Below are 23,148 nucleotides of genomic sequence, written 5' to 3'. Positions count from 1 at the left end.
CCGCGTCGGTCACCCATAGGGGTCGCGCACCGACGCCGGCGGCAGTGCGCGACGGGCCCCCTCTCCCGTGCCGGAGAGGGTCGGGGTGAGGGACGAGGAGTTTCAGGATGGAGCACGGTCTCGACCCGCGGTCGCCTCGCGCCTCGTCCGGACGGCCCTGATCCCTCACCCTGTCCCTCTCCCGCACGGGAGAGGGGACCCGAGTGTCCTTCGGCGCCGCTGTGGCCCAGCCCCCAGTGTGAATCCGGAAGCCTCCAGCGAAGGAGGCGGATGCCTGGGTCCGCGTCGGCCAGACTGTCACGGCACCGCACCGGCGGCGCGTCCGTCCGTCGCCTGCGCCGAAGGCATCGGCCGCGCCGCCGCACCCCAGGGGAAGCGGCCGACCTTCACGGTCTTGATCGGCCGGAACGTCGCGGCGTCGATCACCGTCACGTCGCCGGAGACGCCGTTGGTGGTGAAGAGCCGCGTGCCCGCCGCGTTGAGCGCGAGCTGCCAGACCCGGCGGCCGACCAGGATGTAGCTCTCGACCCGGTAGGTCGCGGTATCCACCACGGCGACCCGGTCGGACGGCCCCAGCGCCACGAAGGCGTGGCGCCCGTCCTTCGACATCTGGATGCCCACCGGCTGGATCCGGTCGGCCGCGATCCCCTTCACGGCGAACGCGATCGTCTCGATCACCTTGCGGGTGGCGACGTCGATCACCGACACGGTGCCGCCGATCTCCGAGGACGCCCAGAGCCGGGACCCGTCGGCCGTGAAGGCGGCGAAGCGCGGCCGCTGCCCGACCGGCGTCGCGTCCACGGCCGCGAGCGTCCGCGTGTCGATCCAGTGGACCATGTTGCTGGTCTCGGAGGTCGTGACGGCCGTGCGCCCGTCCGGGCTCACCGCGACACCCTCCGGCTCGATGCCGACGTCGATCTGCGCCAGCACCTTGCGGGTCTGCGCGTCGACCACCGTGGTGGTGGCGTTCTCCTCGTTGGCGATGAACAGGGTGCGCCCGTCGGGCGCCAGGGCGAACTGCTCCGGGTCCTCGCCCGAGGGCAGGTTGTGCCGGACCTGCCCGGTCTCCGGGTCGATCACCTGCACGGCGTCGGAATCGCTGGCGCAGACGTAGAGGGACCGCCCGTCCTGCGAGAAGGTCAGGCCGCGGGGCCGACGGCCAACCGGGAAGGTGCGCAGCACCTCCAGGCTGTCGCCGTCGATCACCGAGACGGTGTTGTCGCGCTCGTTCGAGACGTAGATCTCCTCGGCCCGCGCGGGGCCCGCGAGGCAGAGGAGCAGCGCGAGGGCGGCGAGCCGGCTCATCCGGATGTCCCTGAGAAGGCGCGGCAGGCACTCTCGGGCTCGTCGAGGCCGAGCGTGTCGAGTTCCGTGCGGTGGTGGAGGAAGCCCTCGATCGGCGCCGTCGCGGTGACGGCCCCCGGCCAGAGCAGGAAGACCGGCTGGCGCAGCTGCCCGTCCCAGGCGCGGAAGCTCAGGGGGCGCCCCTTGAAGCCGCCGATCTCGAAGCCGGGCGCCGTCAGCGCGGCGCGGACCGTCGCGGGGTCGGTGCTGCGCGCCTTCACGGCCGCCTCGCCGACGGCGTGCACCGCCATCCAGCCGGCCCAGTCGACGGGCCGCATGGCGCGGCCGGCGAGCTTGCGGAACCGGCCCTGGAGCTGGACGGCGGCCCAGGCCTCCACGGCCCGCCCCCAGGCGGCCGGCGCGAGGCCCTGCGTGCCGACCAGGGGCCGGGGCGAGGCGGTGTTGTAGTTGAGGCTCGCGCCGAACGCGCCGGCCTCGTCGGCCACCGCGACCACGTCGTGCTCGGGCCCGCGGGTCGGCAGGGCGAACTCGCGCAGGGCCGTGTCGCGGACGTCGCCGCCCTGCGGGTCGTAGCGCGACTCGGCGACGATCCGCGCGCCGAACTTCCTGGCGCTGCGCCGCAGCGCCTCGGCGAAGAGCGCGTCCTCCGGCGCGGGACCGGTCACCAGCAGGATCCGGGACCAGCGCTTGAACGCCAGGAACTGCACCAGCGCGTCGGCCAGCATGGCCCGGGACGGCAGGACGTGGAGCAGGTTCCGGCGGCAATCGGCGTCGCGCAGGCGCGTGTCCGGGGCGCCGATGTTGAGGATCACGCTGCCCTTCGCCTCCGGCAGGTCGGCGAGGGCGAGGACGTCGGCGGCGGGCGCGTTGAGCACCACGAAGCGACGGTCGGCGAGGTCCCGGAAGGCCTGGCGGATGTCGTCGCCCGGTTCGACGACCGCGGTGCCGAGGGCGAAGCCGAGGCCGAGGAAGCGGCCGGTGGCGTTGGAATCCCTCAGGCCGAGTTCCGCGCCCTTCGCGCCCTCGTCGTCGGGGACCGGGTCCTCGTTGTTCAGCGGCGCCGGCCGCTCGACCCGCCGCTCCAGGTAGTGAATCGTCAGGGGCGGCCCCGCCGGCGCGGGCGCGGCCCGCGCCTGGGCGACCGGCGCCAGGGCCGCCAGCACGACGGCGAGCCGCAGGCCGGCCCATGGCCCGCCGCGCATCCCGGGCCGCCGCGCACCGGAGGACACCATCCCGCCCGTCTCCTCCAGACCCGCGGTTCTCGTCGTTGGCCGGGAGTCTAGGAGCCGAGTTGTGCCCTCGGATATTGGACCAAGGTGCACACACGGATTTTGATGCGGCGCAACACAAGTCGTGGGCGGCGCTATTCTCGCGGATCCGTACCAAAGCATAATGGGTCCGCCGCCCGGTACTTGCTAACCGTCGTGCAACGACGACGGGAGGGGCGGATGCGCACGATGAAGACGGCGGCGGGCGGCGTGCTCGCGGCGCTGGGACTGGCCCTGGCCGCCGGCGGCGCCCTCGGGCACGGCGATGTCCAGCCCCAGCCGGTCAACACCGACGGCCTGAAGCCGCTGGGCACCGAGTGGGTCGCCGAGAACCCCTACAAGGGCGACAAGCACGCCATCGCGATCGGCGCCTCGGGCTTCAACCAGAACTGCGCCCGCTGCCACGGCCTGGAGATGATCTCCGGCGGCCTCGCCCCGGACCTGCGCTACCTGCCGCAGGGTAAGGAGGGCGACGAGTACTTCGTCGAGCGCATGAAGCACGGCGCGGTCATCAACGGCGTGACCAAGATGCCGGCCTTCGAGGGTGTGATCTCGCAGGAGGGCCTGTGGGCGATCCGGAGCTACATCGAGTCGAAGCATGAGGAATAGCCCCCCCGCGATGGGCCGGCGCCCCCTCCTGCTCGGGCTCTGCGGCCTGCTCCTGGCGGCGCCGCTCCCGCCGGCGGCCGCGGCGCGCCCCCTCGACCAGGTCACGACCGACGGGACGCTGCGGGTGGCGGTCTACGGCGACAACGCGCCGTTCTCCGAGGAGGCGGCGGGCAAGCCCCGCGGGATCGACGTCGATCTCGCCCGCGCGATCGCCGAGACGCTCAAGGTGAAGCTCGACCTGCGCGTGGTCGATGCCGGCGAGAACGTCGACGGCGACCTGCGGCTGAACCTGTGGCGCGGCGACCTCGCCGGCACGCCGCTCGCCGACCTGATGCTGCACGTGCCCACCGACCGCCAGCTCGCCCTGCGCAACGAGCAGGTGTTCTTCACGGCGCCGTACTTCGAGCAGGAGATCGCCTTCGCCTACCGGAAGGGCGCGCTGGAAGGCTTCGACAGCCTCGACGACATCGGCGACAGGAGCGTCGCGCTGGAGGGGACCGGCGCCGCCGACCTGATGCTGCTGACCGCCCAGGGCGGCCGCTTCCGCCCGAACCTGAAGCACTACAAGAGCTTCGAGGAGGCCGCGAAGGCCTACCTCGCCGGCGAGGCGCCGATCCTGGCCGGAACCCGCGCGGCGATCGAGGCGGCCCTGTCCGCCGCGAAGGCCCCCAAGGACGACAACCCCGTCGCCACGGTCCCCTCGACGGGGCTGGTGAAGACCCGCTGGGAGATCGGCGGCGCGGTGCGGACCGATTCCCGCGACCTCGCCTACGCGGTCGGGGACGCGATCACGGCGCTGAACGCGGACGGTCGCCTCAAGGCGATCTGCGAGACCTACGGCGTCACCTACACGCCGCCGAAAGGGTACTGAACGCCTCCGTCTCGGCGAGCGGAGCGAAGCGATCCAGACAGCGCGCCGTCTCGGGATGGTGCGCCGCCCTGGGTCGCCTCGCTGCGCGCGCGATGACGGCAAGGGCGAACATCAGATTTCCCGAACGGGATGTCCGGCAGATCCGCGCCAATTCAGGCGTCGATCTCGTCGAATACATTGCATCCGCCAGTCCGCAGAACGGCCTCATTGGACCAATGGCCAATAAGACTTTCCTGAGAACAGCGATAGCCTCGATCTCCAAGGGGGCGCCCCGCGACTCGTGCGGCCCGCGTCGAAACCCGGATGCCCCGGCCACACGGACCGGGGCCGACCACGGAGGACACGTCATGAGAATGCGGACCCGGTTCCTCGCCGCGGTGGGCGTCGCCGCCCTCGTGGCGGGCGGCGCCCTGCCGGCCATGGCCCAGGGGGTGACCGAGCAGGACATCATCAACGACGCCAAGACCCCCGGCGACGTCGTCACCTACGGGCTCGGGCCGCAGGCCCAGCGCTTCAGCCCGCTGAAGACCCTCAACCGCGACAACATCAAGGGCCTCGTCCCGGCGTGGTCGTTCTCGTTCGGCGGCGAGAAGCAGCGCGGCCAGGAGAGCCAGGCGCTGGTCAAGGACGGGATCATCTACGTCACGGGCTCGTACTCGCGCATGTACGCGATCGATTCCCGCACCGGCGACAAGAAGTGGGAGTACGACGCCCGCCTGCCGGAGGGGATCCTGCCCTGCTGCGACGTGGTGAACCGCGGCGCCGCGCTCTACAAGGACAACGTCTACTTCGGCACGCTCGACGCCAAGCTGGTCGCGCTGAACACCAAGACCGGCAAGGTCGTCTGGCGCAAGGACATCGACGACTTCAAGGCCGGCTACAGCTACACGGCCGCCCCGATCATCGTGAAGGGCAAGATCATCACCGGCGTGTCGGGCGGCGAGTTCGGCGTGATCGGGCGGATCGAGGCCCGCGACGCCGAGACCGGCGAGATCGTGTGGAAGCGGCCCGTGATCGAGGGCCACATGGGCGAGCTCAACGGCAAGCCCTCGACCATGACGGGCAAGGTCAACGAGACCTGGCCCGGCGACATGTGGAAGTTCGGCGGCGGCGCCACGTGGCTCGGCGGCACCTACGATCCCGAGACCAACCTGATCTACTTCGGCACCGGCAACCCCGGCCCGTGGAACTCCTGGCTGCGGCCGGGCGACAACAAGTGGACCTCCTCGCGCCTCGCCCTCAACCCCGATAACGGCGAGATCGTCTGGGGCTTCCAGACCACCCCGCACGACGGCTGGGACTTCGACGGCGTCAACGAGTTCGTGCCGTTCGACCTGAACAAGGGCGGCAAGACCATCAAGGCCGGCGCCACCGCCGACCGCAACGGCTTCTTCTACGTCCTCGACCGGACCAACGGGAAGTTCATCTCGGCGACGCCGTTCGTCGAGAAGATCAACTGGGCCAAGGGCATCGACGAGAACGGCCGCCCGATCTACAACGAGGAGAACCGGCCCGGCGACCCGAGCAAGGCGACCGGCGACGACAAGAAGGGCAAGTCGGTCTTCGCGGTGCCGAGCTTCCTCGGCGGCAAGAACTGGATGCCGATCGGCTACAGCCCCGACACCAAGCTGTTCTACGTGCCCTCCAACGAGTGGGGCATGGATATCTGGAACGAGCCGGTGAACTACAAGAAGGGCGCCGCCTATCTCGGCGCCGGCTTCACCATCAAGCCGGTCTTCGACGACCATATCGGCTCGCTCAAGGCGATCGACCCGACCTCCGGCAAGGTCGTGTGGGAGTACAAGAACAAGGCCCCGCTCTGGGCCGGCGTGCTGACCACCGCGGGCAACCTCGTCTTCACCGGCACCCCGGAGGGCTTCCTGAAGGCCTTCGACGCCAAGACCGGCGAGGAGGTCTGGAAGTTCCAGGTCGGCACCGGCGTGGTCTCCTCGCCGATCACCTGGGAGCAGGACGGCGAGCAGTGGGTCGGCGTCGCGGCGGGCTGGGGCGGCGCGGTGCCGCTCTGGGGCGGCGAGGTCGCCAAGTCCACCGCCGGCATCAACCAGGGCGGCAGCTTCTGGGCGTTCAAGCTGCCGAAGACGGTGGCGTCGCGCTGAAGGCCCTCAACCGAAAGCGTGCCGGCCCCCGCGGGCCGGCACGCCTAGGCTCCGGGGCAGGGCGGTCGTCTCAACACCCGCTTGCGCCCCGGGGCCGCATCGATCACCTTCGGCCCTCCCGCCCGCGATTTCGGCGGATCCTGTGAGGATCTCGAGCGAAGGACCGAGGTCTCCGTGCATCTCCTGATCGTCGACGACCACCCGCTGTTCCGCGACGCCCTGGCGGCCACGATCCGCCTCGCGCACCCGGACGCGGTCCTGCACGAGGCCGACGGGATCGAGGCGGCCTGCGCGGTTCTGGCCGCCAACCGCGGCATCGACCTGACGCTCCTCGACCTCTCGATGCGGGGCGTGACCGGCTTCGACGGGCTGATCACCATCCGGGCGAGCTTCCCGCGCATCCCGATCCTGATCGTCTCCGGCCACGAGGACCCGCGCATCGTCCGCGAGGCCCTGCAGCACGGGGCGGCGGGCTTCGTCCCCAAGGCCATGGACAAGGCGACGCTGACCCGGGCAATCACCGAGGTGATGAGCGGCGCCCTGTTCCTGCCGCCGGGGCTCGCCGAGGCCGGCGCGCCCGCGCCCCGGAGCAAGAAGGCGCCGCTGCCGGAGCGCCTCGCCCGGCTGACGCCGCAGCAGTTGCGGGTCCTGATGATGATCCGGCAGGGCAAGCTCAACAAGCAGATCGCCCACGAGCTCCAGGTCGGCGATTCGACCGTGAAGGCGCACGTCTCCGAGATCCTGCGCAAGCTCGAGGTCATCAGCCGCACGCAGATCGTGATCGACACGGCGTCCCTCGATTTCGATCAGATCCACAACAGCCACTCGGCCTGACGGCGCGGCTGCGGGACCGGGAAGCTCCTGACCGGCGGCCCCACGCTCCACCCCATCTTGAGGTGCCGGAGCGCAGCGGAGGCCCCGCAGGAGAGCTCCAGCCGCCGCGCTCCCCGACGCCCTCCGTCGAGGCCCGCCGACGCGGACATCGCCGGACGCGGGGAGGCGTCGGAACGTCCGGTCCGCCTCGGTCTCGCCACGCATTCCGCCGACGCCGGATCGGCACGGAAAAGGTGCACACCTATTCGTCCGACGCAACTCTGATGGCGCGAAACGTCACCCGATCCGAATCAGTATGATGCTATCTATCAGCATGCGAGCTGATTGATCCGGTCCCTCCACCGGATCCTCGCGTGGATGGATCAGGTAGTGACCGGCAACGACGATCCGAGGACGCGCGAGCGGCTGCAACAGGCCTTCACCCACGCCCTCCTGACCACCGGCCGCCACTGGCGCCGTGCCGCCAACACGGTCGCGGAGGCGCACGGCCTGTCCGACGCCACCGCGCACCCGCTGATCATCATCGGCCGGATGGAGGAGGAGCCGCGCCAGAACGTCCTGGCGGAGGCCGTCGGCATCGAGGGCCCCTCGCTCGTCCGCCTCATCGACCAGCTCGCCGCGGCCGGGCTGGTGGTCCGCCGCGAGGACCCGTCCGACCGCCGCGCCAAGGTGCTGGGCCTGACCGCGCGCGGCCGACAGGTCTTCGAGCGGATCGAGGCCGAGCTCTCGACCCTGCGCGCCCGGGTGTTCGCCGAGGTCGACGGCGCGGATCTCGAGGCGAGCCTCCGGGTCTTCGCGGCGCTCCAGCGCCACGGGCGGGAGGCCGCCGCGGCCGCGCGCGAACCGGAGGCGGTGCCGTGATCCTCCCCGGATGGCGCGACTGGGCCTTCGCGCTGAAGACCTACGCGGCGGCGATGCTCGCCCTGTTCCTCGCGCTCTGGATCGACCTGCCGCGACCCTACTGGGCCCTCGGCACCGTCTACATCACCAGCCAGGTTCTCTCCGGCGCGACGCGCGCGAAGGCGGTCTACCGGGTCTGCGGCACCGCGCTCGGTGCGGCGGTGAGCGTCGTGCTGGTGCCGAACCTCGTGAACGAGCCGATCCTGCTGAGCCTCGCGGTGGCGCTCTGGGTCGCGCTCTGCCTCTACGTCTCGCTCCTCGACCGCACGCCCGCGAGCTACCTGCCGATGCTCGCCGGCTACACGGCGGCGCTGATCGGCTTCCCCGCCGTCGACGATCCCGGGGCGATCTTCGACACGGCGGTGGCGCGGGCCGAGGAGATCTCCCTGGGGATCGTCTGCGCCAGCCTCGCCGCCACGCTGATCCTGCCGCAATCGGCGGCCCCGCTGATCGTCGCGCGGCTGGACCACTGGTCGGCGGAGGCCCGGGCCTGGATCCGGAGCGCCCTCGCGGCCGCCCGCGCCCCGGAGGCCGCCGGGCCGAGCCAGGGCCGGCGCCTGCGCCTCGCCTCGGACGCGCTCGGCCTCGACGCCCTCGGCCTCGCCCTGCGCAACGAGGCGTCGGGCGCGGAACGCGCCGCGGAGGCCTTCGCGCCGCTCCGGCAGCACATGCTGATGGTCCTGCCGATCGTGGCGGCCGTCGCGGACCGCGTCGCCGCCCTCGAGCAGGCGGGCGCGCTGCCGGCGCGGGTCCGGGCCTTCCTGTCGGACCTCGCCGTCTGGCTCAACGACGAGACCGAGGATGGGGCCGGCGATGGGGCCGGGGATGGGGCCGGCGATGGGGCCGGCGATCCGGACCGCGCCGCGCGGCTGCGCGGCCGGATCGACGGGTTCGAGCCGGCCCTCGGCCGGGCTCCGGACTGGAACACGCTCCTGCTCGCGAGCCTCGCGGTGCGCCTGCGCGACGTCGTCGACCTGCGCCAGGACCTGCGGGCGCTCCGCGGCCACCTCGCCGCCGGCACCGCCCCCCGGGCGCCGCTCGCCTTCGCCTACACGGCCCGGGTCCGCTCCATCCGCCACCGGGACCACGGGCTGGCGGCGTTCTCGGCCTTCGGGGTGTTCGTGGGCCTGCTGGTCTGCTGCGCGATCTGGATCGCCACCGGCTGGCCGGACGGCTCCGCGGCACCGATGATGGGCGCGGTCGCCTGCTGCCTGTTCGCCGCGCAGGACGATCCCGCGCCGCAGATCCTGAGCTTCACCAACTCGGCGATCGTCGGCGCCCTCGGCGCGGCCCTCTACCTGTTCGCCGTGCTGCCGCTCGCCACCTCCTTCGAGATGCTGGCCCTGGCGCTGGCGCCCGCCCTGATCCTGTGCGGCCTGATGATGACGCAGCCGCGCACCACCCCGATGGGCATGGGCGCGGCGCTGAACGGCGCGACGCTGCTGGCGCTCCAGAACGGCTACAGCGGCGACTTCGCGCCCTTCGCCAACGGGGTGATCGCCTCGGTGGTCGGCATGTGGGTCGGCGCGGTGGTCACCCGGCTGATCCGCTCGGTCGGCGCCGGCCGGAGCGCCCGGCGGCTGGTGCGGATCAACCGGCAGAGCCTCGCGGCCGCCGCGGCCGGGCGCGGCGCCGGCCACGGGCTCGAGCTCGCGGCCCTGATGCTCGACCGCGTCGGGCTGATCGCGCCGCGGCTGGCGAGCCTGCCCGCCGACATGTCGGCCTCCGTGGGCGACCTGCTGGCCGATGTCCGGGTCGGCATCAACCTCGTGGAGGTCCGCCGGGTGCGCCGGCGGCTGACGGGACCGGCCCGGAGCGCCGTCGACCGGGTGCTGGCGCTGGCGGCGCGCCAGCTGCGCGGCCGGATTGGCCGGCCGGATTCGGCGCTCCTGGCGGCCCTGGACGACGGACTGGACGCCGTCGCGGGCGCGGCCCCGTCGCCGGAGCGGCGCGCCGCCCTGATCGGCCTCACCGGCCTGCGCCGCGGGCTCTTCCCCGACGCGCCGGCCTACCGGGCGGCGCCCGCGCTGCCCGACCGGGAGATGGCGGCATGATGGGCGAGATCGACCTCTACGGCGTGTTCGTGCCGAGCCTCGCGCTCTGGATGGCCGTCGCCTTCGCGCTCAGCCTGCCGCTGCGCCGCCTGCTGACGGCGACCGGCTTCTACCGCCTCGTCTGGCACAGGCCGCTCTTCGACCTCGCCCTCTACGTCGTCCTGCTCGGCGGCGTCGTGACCCTCGCCCACCGGATCCTGCAATGACCGCCCTGTTCTCCACCCTCGGCCGCCTCCTGGTCACCCTCGGCATGGTCGCCGCGGCGCTGATCGTCGGCCTCGGCCTGTGGGACTACTACATGGACGCTCCCTGGACCCGGGACGGGCGCGTGCGCGCCGACGTGGTGGCGGTGGCCCCCGACGTCTCCGGCCTCGTCACCGAGGTGCTGGTCGAGGACAATCAGGTCGTCCGGAAGGGCGACGTCCTGTTCCGGATCGATCCGGACCGGTTCCGCCTCGGGCTGCGGCAGGCGGAGGCGATGGTGCAGAACCGCAAGGCCACCGCCGAGCAGAACGCGGCCGACTACGCCCGCTACAGCAGGCTCTCCGACGCGGCGGTGTCGCAGCAGAAGGTCGAGGCCGCCAAGGCCGCCGACCTCTCCGCGGAGGCCGCCTACGAACAGGCCCTGGCGGATCGCGACCTCGCCAAGCTCAACCTGGAGCGCTCGGCGGTGCGCGCCTCGGTCAACGGCCGGATCACCAACATGGAGCTGCGGCCGGGCGCCTACGTCACCACGGGCCGCGGAGTCATGGCGCTGATCGACAGCGATACCCTGCGGATCGAGGGCTACTTCGAGGAGACCAAGCTGCCGCGGATCCGCGTCGGCGCGCCGGTGACGGTCCAGCTCATGGGCGAGGACGGGGTGCTCAGCGGCCGCGTCGCCAGCATCGCCGGCGGCATCGGCGAGTCGGGCCGCAGCGACGCCGCCAACCTGCTCGCGAACGTGAACCCGACCTTCTCGTGGGTGCGCCTCGCCCAGCGCATCCCGGTGCGGATCGCCCTCGACGGCGGCACGGCGGATCCGCGGCTGGTGAGCGGCCGGACCGCGACGGTCTCGATCGCGCCGGCGGCCGGCGGGGCGGCGCTGCGCTGGCCCTGGACGGCGTGGCGCGAGGCGCTCGCCCGCTGACGGCGCGCCCGAACCATCCTGGCGCTCCCGAGTTGGCCTGACACGACAGCGCGACGTCAGCAGCGCACCGTCATGTCAGGAGGTCCCATGTCGAAGACGATCCTCGCCCTCGCCACGTCCGTCGTTCTCGCCACGTCCGGGGCGGCGCTCGCCCAGGCGCCGCAGACCGGCGGCGCCAACCAGGGCAACGTCAACAAGTCCGGCGCGGTGGGCGGCACCGGGACGGGGGCCGGGTCCATGGAGAGCACCGGCTCCACCGGCGCCGGCACGGCGCCCGGCACCAGCGGCGGGCCGCGCGTCAGCACGCCGGGCGCGCCCGCCGGCAGCAGCTCGGGCAACGCCGCCACGGGCAGCGGAGCGGCGCCCAGCGGGCGGTAGCTCCGCCGACGCGTCCTGTCCGGGCGCGTCGGTGCGTCGGGCTTGCCCGGCTGCCGGCGCGCCTCTCCGGGTCCGGGCTCGCCTGCGGCGCCCCGGAAAGACGCTGCGCGAACGGGTCGAGAGCGCCGGGGCGGGCGTCAGCCGCCCAGCCCGCCCACGCACAGGTACTTGGTGTTGAGGTAATCCTCGATGCCCTGGTACGAGCCCTCGCGGCCGAGGCCGGATTCCTTCACGCCGCCGAAGGGCGCCACCTCGGTGGTGATGATCCCCTCGTTGATCCCCACCATGCCGTATTCCAGCGCCTCCGCGACCCGGAAGGTCCGGCCGAGGTCGCGGGTGTAGAAGTAGCAGGCGAGCCCGTACTCGGTGTCGTTGGCCATGCGGATCGCCTCCGCCTCGTCGCGGAAGCGGAACAGCGGCGCCAGCGGCCCGAAGGTCTCCTCCCGGGCCACCGCCATGGCGGGCGTGGCGCCGGTGATCACCGTCGGCTCGAAGAACTGGCCGCCGAGCGCGTGGCGGTGGCCGCCCGCCACCACGCGGGCGCCCTTCTCGACGGCGTCGCGGATATGGGCCTCGGTCTTCTCCACCGCGGCCATGTCGATCAGCGGCCCCTGGGCGACGCCGTCCTCGACGCCGTTGCCGACCTTCAGGCGGTTGGCCGCCTCGGCCATCTTCACCGCGAAGGCGTCGTAGATCCCGTCCTGCACCAGGAAGCGGTTGGTGCAGATGCAGGTCTGGCCGGAATTGCGGTACTTGGCGAGCATCGCGCCGGCGACCGCCCGGTCGAGATCGGCGTCGTCGAACACGATGAACGGCGCGTTGCCGCCCAGCTCCATCGAGACCTTCTTCACCGTGCCGGCTGCCTGCTCCAGCAGCACCTTGCCGACCTCGGTGGAGCCGGTGAACGTGATCTTCTTGACGAGCGGGTTGCCGGTCATCTCGCCGCCGATGGCGCGGGCCGAGCCCGTCAGGATGCTCACAACCCCGGCCGGGAAGCCGGCGCGCTCGCACAGCACGCCCCAGGCGAGGCCCGAGAGCGGGGTCTGCGAGGCGGGCTTGATCACGATCGGGCAGCCGGCGGCGAGCGCCGGGGCGATCTTGCGGGCGATCATCGAGGACGGGAAGTTCCACGGCGTGATCGCCGCCACCACGCCGACCGGCTCCTTGGTGACGAGGATCTTGCGGTCGCCCCAGGGGGAGGGGACCACGTCGCCGTAGACGCGGCGCGCCTCTTCGGCGAACCACAGCACGTAGGCGGCCGACATGGCGACCTCGCCGCGGGACTCGGTCAGCGACTTGCCCTGCTCGGCGGTGAGGATCTGCGCCAGATCCTCCTGATGCTCGGTGACGAGCGCCGCGAGCTTGCGCAGCAGCACGGCGCGCTCGTTGGCGGTCTTGGCGCGCCACGCCGGGTAGGCCTCGTGCGCCGCCTTGATCGCCTGGCGGGTCTCGTCGGCGCCGGCATTCGGCACCTTGGCGATCAGCGCGCCGGTCGCCGGGTTGGTGACGTCGATGCTGCCGGAGCCGGCCTTCGACCATGCGCCGCCGATCAGGCAGGCATCGACCAGCAGGGCGCGGTCCTTCAGGGAGGGGGTCTCGAACTCAGGCATCCAACGGTTCCTTCGGCGGCCGCGGCATGTCGGTCTGGGACATGCCGGGCCGGGGCTTGAGAGGCACGCTCTGGGCCGTATTCCTCGCCTGCGCCTCGGCTCTTGTCTCGAAGACATGGGGAGCCAGGTCGCGGCTCGCCAACGAGGCGCCGAGTTTCAATCGCAAGAACGCGCTGGTGGTATACCGGGACGCGGTCTCGTAATAGCGGTTTTCGAGATAGGCGATCGCCGAGAAGTACGCGTCGCTCACCGTCGGGTCGATCTCGAACCCGTCGTAGTTGGCGATCAGGTGGACCTTCCGGCCGATCTCCTGGCAGGCGCGCTCGTATTCGCGGCGCACCAGCTCGACGTCGTCGATGGTCCGGACCTGGAAACCCTCGAGGTTCGAGAACAGGATGTTGCGCTCCGGGTCGTAGCTGATCCGCTCCGACAGCGAGAGTCCGAGCAGCCACGGCTCCAGCGCCATCACGGACTCGCGGAACAGGCGCGGATCCATCGGCCGCGGATCCTGCACGATCGGGGTGAAGCCCATCTGCCCGAGGATGTCCCGCGCGATGTCGATCCCTGGCGCCACCTCGACCAGCTCCATGCCGGCCCGCGTCCGCCGGAACACGCAGCGCTCGGTCACGTAGAGCACCGGCTGGCCGCGCTCGGCCGCGTAGGCCCCCGAGAAGGTCACCTGCTCCACCGCGGCGATGAATTTCCGCGAGCGACCCTCGCTGAGGATCCGGATGCCGCCGTCCTCGACCGCCACCTTGAGGCCGTCGGCCGTGAAGGTGCCGGCGAAGACGAGGCTCTTGGCGTTCTGCGAGATGTTGATGAACCCGCCCGCGCCCGCGAGCCGCGTGCCGAAGCGGCTGACGTTGACGTTGCCCTCGGCGTCGCACTGGGCGAGGCCCAGGCAGGCGAGATCGAGGCCGCCGCCGTCGTAGAAGTCGAACTGCTGGTTCTGGTGCAGCACGGCGGCCGGGTTCAGGGCGGCGCCGAAATCCAGCCCGCCCTGCGGCAGGCCGCCGATCACGCCGGGCTCGGCGGTCAGCGTCAGGTATTTCAGCACCCGCTCCTCGGCGGCGACCGCCGCGACGCCCTCGGGCATGCCGATGCCGAGATTGACCACGCCGCCCGGCGGCAGCTCGAAGGCGCAGCGCCGGGCGATGACCTTGCGGGTGTCGAGCGCCATCGGGGCGATCCGGTCGAGCGGCACGCGCTGGCGGCCCGTGAAGGCGTGGTTGTACGGCGTGCCGTAGGTCTGGCGGTGGTTCTCGGGACTGCTGAGCACCACGCAGTCGACCAGCACACCGGGCACCTGCACCTCGCGCGGGTTGAGGGAGCCGGCCTCGGCGAGCCGCTCCACCTGGGCGATGACGAAGCCGCCGGAATTCTTCGCCGCCATGGCGGCGGCGAGGTTGTCGAGGGTGAGCGCCTCGCGCTCCATGGTGATGTTGCCGGCGGGGTCGGCCGTGGTGCCGCGGATCAGCGCGACGTTGACCGGGAAGGCCTTGTAGTGGAGCCAGGATTCGCCGCCGAGCTCGACCAGGCTGACGAGGTCCTCCCGGGTCACGGCGTTGAGCTTGCCGCCCTCCAGCCGCGGGTCGACGAAGGTGCGCAAGCCCACCTTGGTGATGTGGCCGGGGGTGTGGGCGGCGATCTCCCGGTAGAGGTGCGAGACCACGCCGAGCGGCAGGTTGTAGGCCTCGATCGCGCCCGCCACCGCCATGGCGCCGAGCTTCGGCACGAGCGCCCAGTGGCCGCCGACGACGCGGCGGACGAGGCCCGGGATCGCGAGCTTGTTGAGGCCGCGCTCCTTGCCGTCGCCGGGGGCGGCGGCGAACATCAGCCCGAGCCCGTGCGGGCCGGCGCCGGATTCGAAGCGGCGGGCGAGCGCCAGGATCAGCTCGTCGGGCGTGCCGATCCCGACGAAGCCCGACACCGCCACCATGTCGCCGTCCTGCAGGATGGCGACCGCCTCGTCGGCGCTGACGATCTTGTTCTTCAGGCTGCCCATGCGGTGCTCCCCCGAGACTGCACGCTACCCCCGCTCGCCGAGCCAGTCGGCGATGCCGGAGCCCAGCAGCTTCTGTGCCTTCCCGCCCACGAACACGCCGACATGGCCGCCGGGCAGACCCATCTCGGTGTAGTCGGTGGTGCCGATCTTATCCTTCAGCGCCTGCGAGGTGGCGGGCGGGATGATGTGGTCGTCCTGGGCGAAGACGTTCAGCACCGGGCAGGTGATGGCCTTCAGCTCCACCCGCCGGCCGCCGAGCTCGAAGGCGCTCTCGACCAGCTTGTTGTCCTGGTAGAGGTCCTTCAGCCACTGCTTGGCGGCCTCGCCGGGATGGTCCGGACGGTCGGCGATCCACTTCTCCATGCGGAGGAAGTTCAGGAACTTCTTCCTGTCGTCGAGCGCGTCGAGCAGGTCGAGGTTGTACTTCGTCATGGTCCGCATCGGCGTCATCATCGAGAACACCGAGCCCATGAAGGCGCCGGGCAGGGAGCCCTGCGCCTCGATCAGCCGGTCGACATCCTCGGGCGTGAGCGAGCGCGTCCAGACGTTGATGAAGCCGTGGCCGGCCCGGTTCTCCCGCGTGTCGGCGTGGAAGTCGATCGGCGTGATGGTCAGCACCATCGCGTTGACGGTCTCGGGGTAGAGCGCCGCGTAGCAGGTGGTGAAGACGCCGCCCTCGCAGATGCCGAGCAGGCTGATTCTCTCCCGCCCGGCCGCCTCCTGGATGAAGGCGACGCATTCGGCGAGGTAGCCGTCCACGTAGTCGTCGATGGTGACGTAGCGGTCGGCCCGGCCCGGATTGCCCCAGTCGACCACGTAGAGGTCGAGGCCGAGATTCAGCAGGTTGCGGACCAGCGAGCGGTCCTCCTGCAGGTCGGCCATCGTGTAGCGGCCGATCAGGCCGTAGACGATCAGGACCGGCGGCAGGCCCTTGCTCTCGGCGAGCGGCCGGTAGCGGTAGAGGCTGACCTTGTCCTGGCTCCAGACCAGATCCTTCGGCGTGGTGGCGATCTCGACATCCGCGTCGCTGACATCGGCGAACAGCTTGGCGCCCTCGCTGATCCGCCGGCCGAGGGTACCGACCTCGGCCAGCAGCGCGGCGGGGGTGAGATTCAGCGGCGCGGCCGGTCCCTTCGGGCTTTCCTGATCAGCCATGGGCGTCCTCCCCGACCTGTGAACCGCCCGTCTTCGCGGCCTTGCCGGCCTGCCGGCGCTCGCGGCGGAGCGCCCGGACCTCGCGGCGCAGCTCGGTGAGGCTCTTGTGGACGTCGTCGAGCTCGGCCCGGGTCGGCTGGCCGTAGAACTCGGACAGGAAGGCCGCGACGTCCTGCTGGGCGAGCCGGAGGTCGGTGGAGGCGCGCAGCACCGCGCGCTGCGAGGCCAGGAACTTGTCCGAGCGCTGCACCTCCAGCAGGACCGCGTTGGCGGTCTCGATCCAGCGGCTCATCATCTCGCGGGCGGAGGCGAAGCTCTCGCCGCGCTCGGCGCGGGCATTGGCCTCCTGGGCGAAGGTGCCGGCGGCGCGGGTCCAGGCGTCGAGCATCACGGCCTGGTGCTCGCTCTGCGCCCGCCGGAGCGTCGCCCAGGCGGTGAACAGGGCCGCGTAGCGCCGCTCGGTCTGCCACAGGTCGGCGAGCTGCGGGCCCTCGGCCATGCGGGTCAGGGCGGCGTCGAACTCGGCCGAGCCGCCGAGCCAGGCCTGCGGATCGAAGATCCGGGCCAGCACCGCCCCGGCGGTCGGGTCCGGCGCGCCGGGGCCGCCCTGGAGGGATCTCGCGAGGGTCTGCGAGAGGGCGGTCGCGGCGGTCCAGGCCTCGGTCAGCTTCGCCTGCGCGGTGGCGAGGCCGGCGACGTCAGGCGTCGGGAAGGTCGGCCAGCCGAAGCCGGGGGCGGGTTGCCCCGCGCCCTGCGTGAAGAAGCCCGCGCCGGCCCGGGTCCAGAACTCGCTCATCGCCCGGAACGCGTCGAACTGGTCCATGCTGGCGTCTCTCCTCACAGCCTCAGGGCTGAAGACTTCGGACCCGCCGTCTCCGCGAGCCAAGCGAAGCGATCCAGCAGCGCCACGCTCGGCGCGGGCGCGCCGCCCTGGGTCGCCTCGCCGCGCTCGCGATGACGGTGGAGGCTGGACCGATCGGGCGACAGCCCCAGCACCGCCGCCGCCGTCGCGCTCACGCCGCCGGCCGCGCCTCTCCCAGCGCCTCGGCGTAGATCGCGAAGGCGTCGTCGTAGGTGACCTCGCGCGGGTTGTTCACGAGGAGCCGCGTCTGCTTCATCGCGTCGGTGGCCATGCGCTCCAGGTCCTGCCGGGCGACGCCGACCTCGGCGAGGGACGCCGGCACCTTGCAGTCGCGGCAGATCGCGTCGAGGCTCTCCACGAAGCGCCGGGCGGCCTCGGGCTGCGGCAGGTCCGCGGCCGCCGGGTCGAGGATCGGCGCGAGCTCGGCGTAGAGCGCCTCCGCGTGGGAGAGGTTGAAGCGCATCACCCCCATCAGCACCAGGGCGTTCGAGAGCCCGTGCGGCACGTGGAAGATCGCGCCGACCGGGTAGGCGAGGGCGTGCACCGCCGCGACCGGCGCGTTGGCGAAGGCCATGCCGGCCAGCATCGAGCCGAGCAGCATGCCGGAGCGCGCCTCGAGGTTCTTCCCGTCCGTGCAGGCGGTGCGGATGTTGGCCGAGAGCAGCGCCAGCGCCTGCTTGGCGAGCTGGTCGGAGATCGGGTTCTTCTTGTTCTTGCTGGTGAAGGCCTCGATGGCGTGGACCATGGCGTCGATGCCGGTCGCCGCCGTGACGTGCGGCGGCAGGCCGAGCGTCAGCTCCGGGTCGAGCACCGCCCAGTCCGGCAGGAGCTTCGGGGCGACGACGCCCTTCTTCTCGGTGGTCGGCGTCGTGACGATCGAGATCGGCGTCACCTCCGAGCCGGTGCCGGCCGTGGTCGGCACGAGGATCAGCGGCAGCCGGTCGCCCTTGGCGAGGCCGACGCCGTAGATCGAATCCAGCGGCTCGTCGGACTTGGCGAGGTAGGCCACGAGCTTGGCGGTATCGAGGGCCGAGCCGCCGCCGATCGACAGGACGAGGTCGGTCCCGAGGTCCCGGGCGCGCTTGGCCGCCGCCTCGATCACCGTGGAGGGCGGGTCGGCGACCACGTCCTCGTAGACGTCGAGGGCGACGCCGGCCTCCGCCAGCGCCGCCTCGGCGGCCTTCGTGAGGCCGGCGCCGCGCACGCCCTTGTCGGTGACGAGCAGGACGCGCTTCGCCCCGAAGCTGCCGACGATCTCGGGCAGCTTCCGGGAGGCGCCGGCCTCGAACAGCACGTTCGGCGTGGTCTGGAAGGTGAACGGGTTCATCGCGCTGCCCTGTTGTCGTGCCGATCCGTCTGCGGGGCCGAGGTCACTCGGCCGGCTCGAAATCCTTCACCTTGGCGCGCAGCTCGTCGACCAGCACGCGGGTGTTCTCCGAGTAGTCGATCGGCACCGCCACGAGGTGGACGCCGCCCGCCGCGAAGGCCCGGTCCAGCGTCGGCACGAGGTCGTTGACCGACTCGACCCGGTGGCCGGTGGCCCCGTACGACTTGGCGTAGAGGACGAAGTCCGGGTTGTTGAAGGTCATGCCGTAATCGGCGAACTTGTCGACCGCCTGCTTCCAGCGGATCATCCCGTAGGCCGAGTCGTCGAGCACCAGCACCACGAGGTTGAGCTTCAGCCGGACGGCGGTCTCCATCTCCTGGCTGTTCATCATGAAGCCGCCGTCGCCGCACACCGCCATCACGCGCCGCTTCGGGTAGAGCATCGCCGCCATCATGGCCGAGGGCAGGCCGGCGCCCATCGTGGCCAGCGCGTTGTCGAGGAGCAGCGTGTTGGCGACGTAGGTGCGGTAGTTCCGGGCGAACCAGATCTTGTACATCCCGTTGTCGAGACAGACGATCCCGTCCTCGGGGATCACCCGGCGCACGTCGCGCACGAGGCGCTGCGGCGTCACCGGGAAGCGGTCCTCGCCGGCCCGGTCGCCGATATGGCTGAGGATGTGCTCGCGCAGGTGCAGCAGCGCGCCCGCGTTCGGGAGCTTGCCGTCGAGCTTGTCGGCCAGGAGCTTCAGCGTCGGGCCGAGATCGCCGACCACCTCGGCGTCGGGGTAGTAGACCTGCTCGACGTTGGCCGGCATGTAGCTGATGTGCAGCACCTTCTGGTCCGCCTGGCCCATGAAGAAGGGCGGCTTCTCGATCGTGTCGTGGCCGATGGCGATGATCAGGTCGGCCCTGTCGATCGCCTCGTGGACGTAGTCGCGCTCCGAGAGCGCCGCGGTGCCCATGTAGAGGTCGGTCCCGCCCGCCACGGTGCCCTTGCCCATCTGGGTGGTGAAGAACGGGATACCGGTCCGCTGCACGAAGCCGCCGAGCTCGCCGGTGGCGCGGGGGCGGCTCGCGGCGGCGCCCAGCATGATCAGCGGGCGCTCGGCCTTCAGGATCATCTCCGCGGCGCGCGCGATCGCGGTCGGGTGCGCGACCGGGATGTCGATCGGGTGCGAGGGCACCAGATCCGCCTCGGCCTCCTCGGAGGCGATGTCCTCGGGAAGCTCCAGCAGCACCGGGCCGGGCCGCTCCTCGGTGGCGACCCGGAAGGCGTCGCGCACGATGGTGGGGATCGAGGAGGCCGAGACGATCTGCCGGGCCATCTTGGTGATCGGCTTCATCGACGAGATCACGTCGACGATCTGGAACTTGGCCTGGCGCGAGGACAGGATGCCCTTCTGGCCGGTGATGATGATCATCGGCATAGCGCCGAGATGCGCGTAGGCCGCGCCGGTGGAGAAGTTCAGGGCGCCCGGGCCGAGCGTCGAGAGGCAGACGCCCGGCCGGCCGGTGAGGCGGCCGTGGGTGGCGGCCATGAAGCTCGCCGCCTGCTCGTGGCGGGTCAGGACCAGCTCGATCTTGGAGTTCCGCAGGGATTCGACGACGTCGAGGTTCTCCTCTCCGGGAATCCCGAAGATGCGGTCGACGCCCTCGTTCTCGAGGGCCGCGACGAGGAGATCTGAACCCTTGGGCATGCGAAGTCTCGCTGATGCAACGGTATTCCCGGGACGTCCACGTCGATCCCGGCACTTCGATCGCGAGGCCGTGAACGACACGAGACGGAGGAACACCCCCCGAATACTCGGTTCGTTAGAGGGCCGGCCTGTAGGGTGGTCAAGGGCCGTCCGGGCCCGTGACGTCACAGAGCCGGCCGGATGCTACCGTGCGGTTGTCCGCCCAGGCTCCGGGGTGGGCGACGGCACGGACGGGGCCGCCCCGCATTCCGCGATGGGACAGCGATGGATCGCATCGAGAGCGACAAGACGGCGCCGCCCGAGGACCGGGAGGCGGACGCCCCGGGCCTGGACGCGGTGCTGGCGCCGGTCGCCGAGTTCCCGCGGATCGACCTCCGCGCGGGCGTCGAGGCCTGGGACAAGCGCCGCAAGGCCGGCAAGCGGCTGCGCGCCGAGGTGCCCCACGCGCGCCAGGCCGCGCTGGATCCCGATCCGGACCGGCCCGACCCGGTCGCCCTGATCGAGGCCGCCCACGCGGGCCGCCAGCCGCACCTGATCCCGCTGCGGGTCGCCCGGATGGCGAGTTCGCCCTTCGCGTTCCTGCGCGGGGCCGCGCACGTCATGGCCTGGGACCTGTCGCGCGGGCCGCGCAGCGGCATCGACGTCGTGATGAACGGCGACGCGCACACCGACAATTTCGGCCTGTTCGGCACGCCGCAGCGCGACATCGTCCTCGACCTCAACGACTTCGACGAGGTCACGATCGGCCCGTGGGAATGGGACCTCAAGCGCCTCGCGGCCGGGCTGGCGGTCGCCACCGCCGACGCCGGCGCGCCGGCGAGCGAGCGGCGCGCGGCCGTCACGGAGGCGGTCTCCGGCTACCAGCACACGATGCGGCGCCTCGCGCCGCAGGGCTCCCTCGACGTCTGGTACCAGACCACCCGCGCCGACGCCCCGCACATCGCCGGGCTGCAGATGGACGCGGAGGCCCGGGCCGTGGTGCGGCGGGCGGTCGACAAGGCGCGGCGGCGGAACAACCGCAGCCTGCTGGACCAGGTGGCCGAGCGGCGCACCGACGGCAGCTGGCGCCTGCAGACCGATCCGCCGATCCTGACGCCCGTGGACGCGGAGACCCGCGAGGGCGTCGTCACCGGCCTGGAGCGCTACGCCGAGACCCTGCCGCGGGAGCGACGCTTCATGCTCGACCGCTACCACGTGGTCGATGTCGCCCACCGCGTCGTCGGCGTCGGCAGTGTCGGGACCCGGGCCTACCTCGCGCTGCTGTTCGGCAATTCCGACGCCGACGCGCTCTTCCTCCAGGTCAAGGAGGCGGTCCGGCCGGCACACGCGCCCTACCTGCCGGGCGTGCCGGCGCCGTTCTCCGGGCACGGGGGCGAGCGGGTGATCTACGGCCAGCGCCTGCTCCAGGCGGTGGGCGACCCGCTGCTCGGCTGGACCAGCATCGCGGGCCGGCCGTTCTACGTGCGCCAGATGAAGAACCTGAAGGGCGCGATCCCGCTGGCGCGGATGTCCGGCGCGCCGCTCCTGACCTTCTCGTACGCCTACGGGACGCTGCTGGCGCGCGCCCACGCGCGGACCGGCGACGCGGCGGCGATCGCCGGTTACTGCGGCAGCGGCAAGCACCACGACCTGAGCGGGGCGATCGCCGACTGGGCGGCTTCCTACGCGGAGCGCAATGCGGCCGACTTCGCCCTGTTCCGCGCGGCGATCGCGAGCGGCCGCCTGGAGGCCGCGGACGATCCCTGCCTCTGAGCCCCGGGCTCAGATGATGCCGGGGGCCGGCGGCTCGTGGGCCAGCCGGACCAGGAGTTCCCGGAGCCAGCGATGGGCCGGGTCGTGGTCGTACGAGGCGTGCCAGAGCATCGACACGGACACGTCGTCGAGGGGGACCGGCACGGGGCTGACGCTGAGCGCCAGCGCGCTGGCGAAGGAGGTGGCGAGCCGCGCGTGCATCGTGGCGATCACCGGCGCCGCCCGCACCATGAACGGGACGACGAGGAAGCGCGGGGTCGTGACCGCCAGGGTGCGCGAGCGCCCGATCAGCGCGAGGGCGTCGTCGACGACCCCGTGGGCGGTCTCGCGCAGGGACGTCAGCACGTGGGGGAAGCGCAGGTAATCGTCGAGCCCGATCGGCGGCTCCAGGCCGATCAGCGCGGCGTTGAACAGCACCACGTAGCTGTCCCGGTAGAGGAGGCGCTGCTTGTGGTGGAGCTGCCCCTCCGAGAACAGGCCGATGGCGAGGTCGACCCGGTCGGCGTCGAGCTCGTCCAGGATCCGGGTCCGGTCGACCGAGCGCAGCAGCAGCCGGATGCCGGGCGCGTCCCGGCGGAGCTGCGCGATCAAGCGCGGCCCGAGCAGCGCCTCGACGCTGTCCGGAAGGCTCACCGTGAAGCTGCGCGCGACCGTGGCCGGATCGAACTGCTCCTCCCGGTGCACCAGCGCCTGCACCTGCCGGAGGGTGCTGCGCAGCGGCTCGGCGATCCGGAGGGCGCGGGGCGTCGGCCGCATCCCGTCCGGCGCCCGGGTCAGGAGCTCGTCGTCGAACAGGCGGCGCAGGCGGGCGAGGCTCGAACTCATCGCCGACTGGCCGATCCCGACGCGCGCGGCGGCCCGCGTGACGCTCCGCTCGTCGAGCAGCGCGTCGAGGGCGACCAGCAGGTTCAGGTCGATCCGGCTGAGATCGATATGGTCGATGGCCACGGGCGTCGCGTTCGATGGGGATTCGGACGCCCGACATAGCAGACGCGACGGCGTGCCCGTCATCCCGGGGATCCCCGCGCCGACGGGCCAGGATCCCGCTCCGACGTCGCCGGTCGGGACACCCGCGCCGTGCCCCCTCTCCCGTGCGGGAGAGGGCTGGGGTGAGGGACAAGACGTTTCCGGATCGGGCGGACCATCACCGCGCGTCCGCGTCGAGCCACGTCCGGACAGACCTGATCCCTCACCCTGTCCCTCTCCCGCACGGGAGAGGGGACCCGCGCTCGCCCCCGCGCGTCGAGACGTCCAACTGCGCTCCGACCTTGACAAT

At 72.0% G+C, this 23,148-nt stretch carries 20 protein-coding genes; 10 read left to right on the top strand and 10 right to left on the bottom strand.

The annotated features are described in order from the left end of the window. Window positions 1-297: 297 nt before the first annotated feature. A complete protein-coding gene (locus ACTJK8_RS24740; protein ID WP_440762674.1) occupies window positions 298-1,305 on the bottom strand; it encodes a YVTN family beta-propeller repeat protein in 1,008 nt (335 codons plus the stop codon). After that, the gene (locus ACTJK8_RS24735) at window positions 1,302-2,537 is read right to left on the bottom strand and encodes an ABC transporter substrate-binding protein (RefSeq protein WP_012319380.1); all 1,236 of its coding nucleotides are present in this window, start codon (window positions 2,535-2,537) and stop codon (window positions 1,302-1,304) included. The genes ACTJK8_RS24740 and ACTJK8_RS24735 overlap by 4 nt, the downstream gene beginning before the upstream one ends. Window positions 2,538-2,753: 216 nt before the next feature. Here ACTJK8_RS24735 and pedF point away from each other — a divergent pair, with 216 nt between their 5' ends. From pedF to ACTJK8_RS24690, 9 genes are all read left to right on the top strand, one after another. Further along, a complete protein-coding gene (gene pedF, locus ACTJK8_RS24730; protein WP_012319379.1) occupies window positions 2,754-3,182 on the top strand; it encodes a cytochrome c-550 PedF in 429 nt (142 codons plus the stop codon). A 10-nt stretch (window positions 3,183-3,192) separates the two neighbouring features. Further along, window positions 3,193-4,053, top strand: a complete 861-nt coding sequence (locus ACTJK8_RS24725) for a substrate-binding periplasmic protein (RefSeq protein WP_029360933.1) — start codon at window positions 3,193-3,195, stop codon at window positions 4,051-4,053. A gap of 347 nt (window positions 4,054-4,400) precedes the next feature. Then, window positions 4,401-6,170 carry a PQQ-dependent methanol/ethanol family dehydrogenase gene (locus tag ACTJK8_RS24720; RefSeq protein ID WP_024829987.1) on the top strand — a complete coding sequence of 590 codons (1,770 nt, stop codon included), beginning with the start codon at window positions 4,401-4,403 and terminating at the stop codon, window positions 6,168-6,170. A gap of 174 nt (window positions 6,171-6,344) precedes the next feature. Beyond that, window positions 6,345-7,004 carry a response regulator gene (locus ACTJK8_RS24715; protein WP_012319376.1) on the top strand — a complete coding sequence of 220 codons (660 nt, stop codon included), beginning with the start codon at window positions 6,345-6,347 and terminating at the stop codon, window positions 7,002-7,004. 357 nt (window positions 7,005-7,361) lie between these two features. Then, window positions 7,362-7,865 (top strand): MarR family winged helix-turn-helix transcriptional regulator, encoded by a 504-nt coding sequence (locus ACTJK8_RS24710; RefSeq protein ID WP_440762673.1) that lies wholly within the window; start codon window positions 7,362-7,364, stop codon window positions 7,863-7,865. Continuing rightward, window positions 7,862-9,958 carry an FUSC family protein gene (locus ACTJK8_RS24705; protein ID WP_440762672.1) on the top strand — a complete coding sequence of 699 codons (2,097 nt, stop codon included), beginning with the start codon at window positions 7,862-7,864 and terminating at the stop codon, window positions 9,956-9,958. The genes ACTJK8_RS24710 and ACTJK8_RS24705 overlap by 4 nt, the downstream gene beginning before the upstream one ends. After that, on the top strand, window positions 9,955-10,164 hold the full coding sequence (locus tag ACTJK8_RS24700; protein WP_440762671.1) for a DUF1656 domain-containing protein: 210 nt from the start codon (window positions 9,955-9,957) through the stop codon (window positions 10,162-10,164). Before ACTJK8_RS24705 ends, ACTJK8_RS24700 begins: the two co-directional genes overlap by 4 nt. Beyond that, window positions 10,161-11,087, top strand: coding sequence for an efflux RND transporter periplasmic adaptor subunit (locus ACTJK8_RS24695; RefSeq protein WP_029360938.1), 927 nt, complete (start codon window positions 10,161-10,163; stop codon window positions 11,085-11,087). Before ACTJK8_RS24700 ends, ACTJK8_RS24695 begins: the two co-directional genes overlap by 4 nt. A gap of 87 nt (window positions 11,088-11,174) precedes the next feature. Beyond that, on the top strand, window positions 11,175-11,465 hold the full coding sequence (locus tag ACTJK8_RS24690) for a hypothetical protein (protein WP_012319371.1): 291 nt from the start codon (window positions 11,175-11,177) through the stop codon (window positions 11,463-11,465). A 137-nt stretch (window positions 11,466-11,602) separates the two neighbouring features. On the opposite strand, the gene ACTJK8_RS24685 is transcribed toward ACTJK8_RS24690, so the two are convergent. The 7 genes from ACTJK8_RS24685 to ACTJK8_RS24655 are packed head-to-tail and all read right to left on the bottom strand — an operon-like array spanning window position 11,603 to window position 20,120. Next, complete coding sequence (locus tag ACTJK8_RS24685) at window positions 11,603-13,075, bottom strand: NAD-dependent succinate-semialdehyde dehydrogenase (RefSeq protein WP_440762670.1); 1,473 nt, start codon at window positions 13,073-13,075, stop codon at window positions 11,603-11,605. Beyond that, window positions 13,068-15,080, bottom strand: coding sequence for an acyl CoA:acetate/3-ketoacid CoA transferase (locus ACTJK8_RS24680; protein WP_440762669.1), 2,013 nt, complete (start codon window positions 15,078-15,080; stop codon window positions 13,068-13,070). The genes ACTJK8_RS24685 and ACTJK8_RS24680 overlap by 8 nt, the downstream gene beginning before the upstream one ends. A gap of 24 nt (window positions 15,081-15,104) precedes the next feature. After that, window positions 15,105-16,235 carry a class III poly(R)-hydroxyalkanoic acid synthase subunit PhaC gene (gene phaC / locus ACTJK8_RS24675; protein ID WP_116656780.1) on the bottom strand — a complete coding sequence of 377 codons (1,131 nt, stop codon included), beginning with the start codon at window positions 16,233-16,235 and terminating at the stop codon, window positions 15,105-15,107. After that, window positions 16,228-17,058, bottom strand: a complete 831-nt coding sequence (locus ACTJK8_RS24670; protein WP_127991049.1) for a poly(R)-hydroxyalkanoic acid synthase subunit PhaE — start codon at window positions 17,056-17,058, stop codon at window positions 16,228-16,230. The genes phaC and ACTJK8_RS24670 overlap by 8 nt, the downstream gene beginning before the upstream one ends. A gap of 14 nt (window positions 17,059-17,072) precedes the next feature. Next, a complete protein-coding gene (locus ACTJK8_RS24665) occupies window positions 17,073-17,252 on the bottom strand; it encodes a hypothetical protein (RefSeq protein WP_029360945.1) in 180 nt (59 codons plus the stop codon). Next, complete coding sequence (locus ACTJK8_RS24660; protein ID WP_012319366.1) at window positions 17,249-18,424, bottom strand: iron-containing alcohol dehydrogenase; 1,176 nt, start codon at window positions 18,422-18,424, stop codon at window positions 17,249-17,251. The genes ACTJK8_RS24665 and ACTJK8_RS24660 overlap by 4 nt, the downstream gene beginning before the upstream one ends. Before the next feature lie 43 nt (window positions 18,425-18,467). Then, a complete protein-coding gene (locus ACTJK8_RS24655) occupies window positions 18,468-20,120 on the bottom strand; it encodes an acetolactate synthase large subunit (RefSeq protein WP_440762668.1) in 1,653 nt (550 codons plus the stop codon). A 264-nt stretch (window positions 20,121-20,384) separates the two neighbouring features. Between ACTJK8_RS24655 and ACTJK8_RS24650 the strand changes: the two genes are divergently transcribed. Further along, window positions 20,385-21,872, top strand: a complete 1,488-nt coding sequence (locus ACTJK8_RS24650) for a DUF2252 domain-containing protein (protein ID WP_012319364.1) — start codon at window positions 20,385-20,387, stop codon at window positions 21,870-21,872. A 9-nt stretch (window positions 21,873-21,881) separates the two neighbouring features. Here the strand turns inward: ACTJK8_RS24650 and ACTJK8_RS24645 are convergent, their stop codons facing one another. Continuing rightward, a complete protein-coding gene (locus ACTJK8_RS24645; RefSeq protein ID WP_058607870.1) occupies window positions 21,882-22,820 on the bottom strand; it encodes a LysR family transcriptional regulator in 939 nt (312 codons plus the stop codon). Window positions 22,821-23,148 lie beyond the last annotated feature (328 nt).

Source organism: Methylobacterium sp. 22177 (assembly GCF_052045615.1).
In the GTDB taxonomy this organism is placed as follows: Bacteria; Pseudomonadota; Alphaproteobacteria; order Rhizobiales; family Beijerinckiaceae; genus Methylobacterium; species Methylobacterium radiotolerans.
The sequence above is the reverse complement of the archived record's forward strand: the minus strand, read 5'-3'. Positions and strand labels throughout refer to the sequence as shown.